At 67.6% G+C, this 5,953-nt stretch carries 6 protein-coding genes; 4 read left to right on the top strand and 2 right to left on the bottom strand.

All coding sequences use genetic code 11. The features are described from left to right. Nucleotides 1–50: 50 nt before the first annotated feature. Both metW and metX read right to left on the bottom strand, forming a co-directional pair. On the bottom strand, nt 51–719 hold the full coding sequence (gene metW / locus K9U41_RS21375) for a methionine biosynthesis protein MetW (RefSeq protein WP_282642862.1): 669 nt from the start codon (nt 717–719) through the stop codon (nt 51–53). A gap of 1 nt (nt 720) precedes the next feature. Continuing rightward, nucleotides 721–1,941: a homoserine O-acetyltransferase MetX gene (metX, locus tag K9U41_RS21370; protein ID WP_282642861.1), complete on the bottom strand. Its 1,221-nt coding sequence runs from the start codon at nt 1,939–1,941 to the stop codon at nt 721–723. A 249-nt stretch (nt 1,942–2,190) separates the two neighbouring features. Here metX and K9U41_RS21365 point away from each other — a divergent pair, with 249 nt between their 5' ends. The 4 genes from K9U41_RS21365 to K9U41_RS21350 all read left to right on the top strand — a co-directional run bounded on the left by K9U41_RS21365 (nt 2,191) and on the right by K9U41_RS21350 (nt 5,815). Beyond that, nucleotides 2,191–2,682: a MarR family winged helix-turn-helix transcriptional regulator gene (locus K9U41_RS21365; RefSeq protein ID WP_149578214.1), complete on the top strand. Its 492-nt coding sequence runs from the start codon at nt 2,191–2,193 to the stop codon at nt 2,680–2,682. A gap of 437 nt (nt 2,683–3,119) precedes the next feature. Further along, complete coding sequence (locus K9U41_RS21360) at nt 3,120–3,872, top strand: SDR family NAD(P)-dependent oxidoreductase (protein ID WP_282642860.1); 753 nt, start codon at nt 3,120–3,122, stop codon at nt 3,870–3,872. A 14-nt stretch (nt 3,873–3,886) separates the two neighbouring features. Next, the gene (locus tag K9U41_RS21355; RefSeq protein ID WP_282642859.1) at nt 3,887–4,807 is read left to right on the top strand and encodes a DMT family transporter; all 921 of its coding nucleotides are present in this window, start codon (nt 3,887–3,889) and stop codon (nt 4,805–4,807) included. 138 nt (nt 4,808–4,945) lie between these two features. Next, nucleotides 4,946–5,815 carry a type 1 glutamine amidotransferase gene (locus K9U41_RS21350; RefSeq protein ID WP_282642858.1) on the top strand — a complete coding sequence of 290 codons (870 nt, stop codon included), beginning with the start codon at nt 4,946–4,948 and terminating at the stop codon, nt 5,813–5,815. The last annotated feature ends 138 nt before the right edge of the window (nt 5,816–5,953 follow it).

Raw genomic sequence — 5,953 nt, 5'->3', positions numbered from 1 at the left:
CCCCAGCCCTCCGCCGCAAGCGGGAAAGGGAGCCGAGCCGGTCCCCTGCCCTACCCCTTCCGCGTCAGCAGGAACACCGCCTGCTCGCCGAGCAGGTTCCACACCCACCACGGCATGTTCACCCGCACCCGGTGGCCGGACGAATCCAGCGCCACCGCCCGCTCGATGCGGGCATCCAGCAGCTCCGCCAGCGCCACGAAGTCGCGGATGGTGCAGAAGTGGATGTTGGGCGTCTCGTACCAGGAGATGGGCATGTTGTCGGTCACCGGCATGCGGCCGTTGACCATGAGGTCCAGCCGCGAGCGCCAGTGGCCGAAATTGGGGAAGGACACCACCGCGCGGCGGCCGATGCGCAGCATCTGCTCCAGCACCCAGCGCGGGCGGCGGGTGGCCTGCAGGGTCTGGCTGAGGATCACATAATCGAAGGCGTCGTCGGGATAGTGGGCAAGGTCCACATCCGCGTCGCCCTGCACCACGGCAAGCCCGCGCGCCACCCCCGCATTCACCCCCTCGCGGGACAGTTCGATGCCGCGCGCGTCGCAGCCCCGCGTGGTGGCGAGCAGCTCCAAGAGTTCGCCGTCGCCCGCGCCCACGTCGAGCACGCGCGAGCCCGGCGCCACCATCTCCGCCACGACCACAAGGTCGACGCGGCCGCCCTGCAGGCGCACCACGCCCTCGTCCAGCACCGGTTCGCTGAGCGCCGTTTCCCGGAGCGCCATCTCAGGCCTGCCGTGCGGCCGGCAGGCCGAAGGCCCGCGCCGCGCTGTCGAGGAAGCCGCGGGTGATAGCGGTGAGTTCCGGCTCGTGCAGCAGGAAGGCGTCGTGGCCCTTGTCGCTGTCGATCTCGGTGAAGGACACGTTCGCCCCCGAGGCGTTGAGCGCATGGACGATGGCGCGCGAATCCTCCGTGGGGAACAGCCAGTCGGAGGTGAAGGAGACCACGCAGAAGCGCGTCTTCGCGCCGCGAAAGGCGTTGGCAAGAATACCGCCATGGTCGGCGGCGAGGTCGAAATAATCCATGGCGCGGGTCACGTAGAGATAGGAATTGGGATCGAAGCGCTGCACGAAGCTTTCGCCCTGGTGCCGCAGGTAGCTTTCCACCTGGAAGTCGGCGTCGAAGCCGAAGGTGGGCATCTCGCGGTTCTGCAGGCGACGGCCGAACTTGTTGTGCAGGGACTGGTCCGACATATAGGTGATGTGCGCCGCCATGCGCGCCACGGCGAGCCCGCGATGGGGCGTCACCCCGTCCGCCAGATAGCGCCCGGAGCGCCAGTCGGGATCGGCCATCACCGCCTGCCGGCCCACCTCGTGGAAGGCGATGTTCTGCGCCGAATGGCGCGCACCGGTGGCGATGGGCAGGGCCGAGAACACCCGTTCGGGATAGCTCGCCGCCCATTGCAGCACCTGCATGCCGCCCATGGAGCCCCCGGCCACGCAGAGCAGCTTGTCGATGCCCAGATGGTCCAGCAGCATCGCCTGCGCATTCACCATGTCGCGGATGGTCACCACCGGCATGTCGAGCCCATAGGGCTGGCCGGTCACGGGATTGGTGGAGGCCGGCCCGGTGGTGCCCATGCAGCCGCCGAGCACGTTGGCGCAGATGACGTAGAAGCGCTCGGTGTCGATGGGCTTGCCGGGACCCACCAGCGTCTCCCACCAGCCCGGCTTGCCGGTGACGGGATTGAGGCTCGCCGCATGCTGGTCGCCGGTCAGGGCGTGGCACACCAGGATGGCGTTGGAACGCGCCGCATTGGGCTCGCCATAGGTCTGGTAGGCGATCTGCAGGTGCGACAGCTCCACCCCCGCATCGAGCTTCAGCGGCTTGCCGGCGCCGAAGCGCGCCACCGGGGAGTGGGGATCGTCCGCCTCGCGCCGCGCCTGGATGGCGGATGCTCCGGCGACAGCTTTCGGGGCATTGTCCTGTTGGACGAAAGAAGTCATGGGCGAACCAAGCGACGCGGGCGCGCACCTGTCAAGCGCAGGCACGCACGCCGCGGGAGAGGAACGAAACAGGCCGCGCGCGGCAGAAAGCCGTGCAGCGCACCAGATAGATGGGCGACCTTCGCAAAATTGTAAGCCGGCGTGTGGATAAGTAGCCCGCCGCAGAGACGGCCGGAGCATCCCCCTGCAGCCAAGAGCCGTGGGGACGGGCTGCGGGCTGGAGTTCAGGGTCGGCGGGTGGGGGATGATATGAAGGATCCGGTTCAGAAGACCATCGGCTACCGGCTGACCCATACCGCGCGGTTGCAGAAGGCGCTGTCGGCGCGGCTGCTGGCGACGCTGGGCCTGTTTCCAGGGCAGGAAGCGGTGCTGAAGCTTTTGTGCGAGCAGGACGGCCGCACCATGGGCGACCTCGCCGGCGCCCTGCGCGTGCGCCCGCCCACGGCGTCGAAGACCATCGCCCGCCTCACCACCCAGGGCCTGGTGGAGCGCCGCACCACCGACGGCGACGGCCGGCTGGTGCGGGTCTTCCTCAGCGAGGCCGGCCGCGAGCGCGGCGCCTCCATCGACAGCGTGTGGGAGCAGCTCGAGGGCGAGATGGTGGCCGGGCTCGACAACAAGGAAAAGAAGCGCCTGCGCAAGCTGCTGCGCAAGGTGGAGAAGAACCTCGCCCACCGCCTCGGCGCCGACGGCGGCATCGACGACGAGCCCGACCTCGGCGAGGACGACGACGACAATTGAGGGCCCTGCCCCGCAGGCCGTTTCAGGGGAACTGCCGGGCCGGGATGGACGCCGTGGGTTTTCCATCCGGAAGCACTCAACCCCTGCCTTTTGAAGAGTGACGGGATCGGTGGTTCGCCGGCGTCGTTGCGGCGATCCGCCATGACTTTCAGGCTGTGCCGCTCCGGACACCCGCGTCCGTCTTCCTGAAACCGGTACAGACGGTCTGGCTATTTCAATCGATTAGAGACAAACTGCGCGCAAGGCATCCAACGTCCGACGCGGGCGTTCGGGATGGACTGCGACGCACCTGACCATTCGTCCTTTCCGCAACGGGACAGGCGACCGGCTGCGTCGTGTTCGAGTTGGGAGGCTGACCTGCGCGGGGGTGAAATCCCGGCGGGTCCCGCCTTCCGTCACCAACAACGGCCGGCACGGCCGCTCAGGACGGGGGAAACATGTCCAACGCCATCGACCTCAAGGACCGCATCGCCATCGTCACCGGCGGCGCGCAGGGCATCGGCCGCGCGGTGGTGGAGCGCTTCATCGCCTCCGGCGCCCGCGTCGCCATCTTCGACCGCGACACGGAGCTGGCCGTTAAGACCGCCGACGACCTCGGCCGCGCCCGCGTCATGCCCGTGACCGTGGACGTGACCAGCCGCGAGAACGTGGAACATGGTGTCGCCGAGGTGATCGCCGCCTTCGGGAAGATCGACATCCTCGTCAACAATGCCGGCATCGCCGGACCCAACATGAAGCTGTGGGACTACCCCGAAGACGCCTGGCACCAGGTGATGGCCATCAATGTGGACGGCCCCTTCTTCTGCTGCCGCGCCGTGGCACCGCACATGATCGCGACGGGCTACGGCCGCATCGTCAACGTGGCCTCCATCGCCGGCAAGGAGGGCAATCCCAACGCCTCCGCCTATTCGGCCTCCAAGGCGGCGGTCATCGCCCTCACCAAGTCGCTGGGCAAGGAACTGGCGGAATACAACATCGCAGTGAATTGCGTGACACCCGCTGCGGCAAAGACGGCCATTTTCGACCAGCTCAGCCAGCAGCACATCGACTATATGCTTTCGAAGATTCCGCGCGGGCGATTCCTGGCCGTGGAAGAGGCTGCGGCCACCATTGCGTTTGCCGCTTCGGCCGATTGCTCGTTCACCACCGGCGCCGTGTTCGACCTTTCGGGCGGACGCGCCACCTACTGAAACCGGGGTTGTCCATGCGTGTGCCGGAAGAAGACCGAGCCGTTCCGGCGCACGCCCCATCGCCCACCCCGGCTCATGCGCCTTTCGCCGGCATCGCCCTCATGTGCGTCGCGGTGGCGAGCTTCGCGGTCACCGACACCACGGCCAAATGGTTGAGCGGCCACACCAACGTCTTCATCGTGGTGTGGGCACGCTACATCATCCACTTTGCCTGCTCACTGGTGGTGTTCAATCCCTGGACCGTGCAGGGCCTGATGAAGACGCGCCGGCCGCTGCTGCAGATCGGTCGCTCGGCCATGCTGTTCCTCACCACCGCGCTCAATTTCACGGCGCTGCAGGTGCTCCAGTTGGACCAGACCGTGTCCATCATGTTCTCAGTGCCATTCTTCGTCGCACTGTTCGCCGGGCCCATGCTGGGCGAACGCGTGGGTGTCCAGCGCTGGTGCGCCATCCTGGTCGGCTTCGCCGGCATCCTGCTGGTGGTGCGGCCCGGGGCCGGGGGCATTCATCCCGCCGCCGTCCTCTCCCTCGGCGCCGCCGCCACCTATGCGCTCTACGCCATCACCACCCGCATGCTGGCAACCAGCGATTCGAGCGCGACGACGCTGTTCTATTCGTCGCTGGTCGGTTCCGTGGCGGCCAGCCTGCCCCTGCCGTTCGTGTGGGAGACGCCGCGCGATCCCCTCGTCATCGGCGCCATGCTGGGGCTGGGCACGGTGGCGGGCATCGGCCATTTCCTGCTGATTCTCGCCCATGGACGAGCACCCGCGGCGACGCTAGCACCGTATATCTACACCCAGATCATCGCCATGATTGTGCTGGGCTGGCTGGTGTTCGGCCAGGTGCCGAGCGCCTGGACCCTTGCCGGCGCAGGCGTCGTCATCGCCTCCGGAGGCTATCTGCTGGTGATTGAATCCCGCAGCCGCCGCATCTGAGGGGCCGACGCCCCCCATGGGCCGGTGCCGAGCGGGTCGCGGTGTGGCTCGACCGGCCGCGATGGGGAGGAGCGTTTCTCGTTTTCGTCAAAATGCACCTTATCCTTGGGTCCTCCGACCCCAGCCCCAAGGATGCCAATGCCCGCCGCCCGCCTTCTCGTCGTTGAAGGAAACACCGCGGAAGCCCGTGCCCGCCAGGTGACATTCGGGGGCCAGGCCGCAAGCGAGGGCTACGCACAATTGCTGCGGGAGCTTTTTCCCGGGCAGGTGACCGTGGACATCTGCTATCCGGCCGATCCCGGAGCCAGCTTGCCCGATGCCGGTGGGCTGGACGGCTATGACGGCATCGCCATCACCGGCTCCTCGCTGAACATCTATCATGGCGGCAGCGAGATCTCGCAACAGATCGACCTCATGCGGGCCGCCTTCACCACGGATGTGCCGATCTTCGGCAGTTGCTGGGGCTTGCAACTGCTCACCGTGGCGGCGGGCGGTGCGGTGCGGCGCAATCCCAGGGGCCGGGAAGTCGGCTTCGGCCGGCGCATCCGCACCACCCCTGCGGGAGCGCAGCATCCCATGTTCGCCGGCAAGCCCGCGGTGTTCGAGGCCATGACCGTGCATCTCGACGAGGTGGAGACCCTCCCCGACGGCGCCCAACTCCTCGCGAGCAATGATCATTCCGAGGTCCAGGCGGTGGCCTTCCAGTGCGGTCGCGCGCGGTGCTGGGGGGTGCAGTATCACCCCGAATATCCGTTCCGGGAGATGGCGGCCATCTTCCGGCGCCTTCGTCCATCGCTGGTGGCGGAAGGCTTCTTCATGGATGAGGACGAGGAAGCCGCGTTCATCGCCGATCTCGAGCATTTCGAGCGCGAGCCCGGCAACGCCGCGCTGGCCTGGCGCCATGGGATCGACGGCGCGGTAATCGCCAAGGACGTGCGCACCCGCGAAATCGCCAACTGGATCACGCAGCAGGTTCTGCCCGGCCGGGCGCTGCGCCATCCGGAGTGATCGAAGCGTGAGGGTGAGGCCGAGCGCGGGTCGACGTCGTGCCGGCCTTGCCTTGGGGCCGTCCTGGCTTGGCGGCCTTTGGCGCGTTTGCATTAAGGGCCACGTCAGGATGCGGGCGGCCCGGGGGTGTTTTGGGGG

This window comes from Xanthobacter autotrophicus, from assembly GCF_029991245.1.
In the GTDB taxonomy this organism is placed as follows: Bacteria; Pseudomonadota; Alphaproteobacteria; order Rhizobiales; family Xanthobacteraceae; genus Xanthobacter; species Xanthobacter autotrophicus_C.
Note: the sequence above shows the minus strand (reverse complement) of the source record. Positions and strands in the feature narration are given on the sequence as shown.

Excerpts from the sequence above, each read along its gene's own strand:
- metW (WP_282642862.1), bottom strand. The coding sequence starts at position 719 with ATGGCGCTCCGGGAAACGGCGCTCAGCGAACCGGTGCTGGACGAGGGC.
- metX (WP_282642861.1), bottom strand. The coding sequence starts at position 1,941 with ATGACTTCTTTCGTCCAACAGGACAATGCCCCGAAAGCTGTCGCCGGA.
- K9U41_RS21365 (WP_149578214.1), top strand. The coding sequence starts at position 2,191 with ATGAAGGATCCGGTTCAGAAGACCATCGGCTACCGGCTGACCCATACC.
- K9U41_RS21360 (WP_282642860.1), top strand. The coding sequence starts at position 3,120 with ATGTCCAACGCCATCGACCTCAAGGACCGCATCGCCATCGTCACCGGC.
- K9U41_RS21355 (WP_282642859.1), top strand. The coding sequence starts at position 3,887 with ATGCGTGTGCCGGAAGAAGACCGAGCCGTTCCGGCGCACGCCCCATCG.
- K9U41_RS21350 (WP_282642858.1), top strand. The coding sequence starts at position 4,946 with ATGCCCGCCGCCCGCCTTCTCGTCGTTGAAGGAAACACCGCGGAAGCC.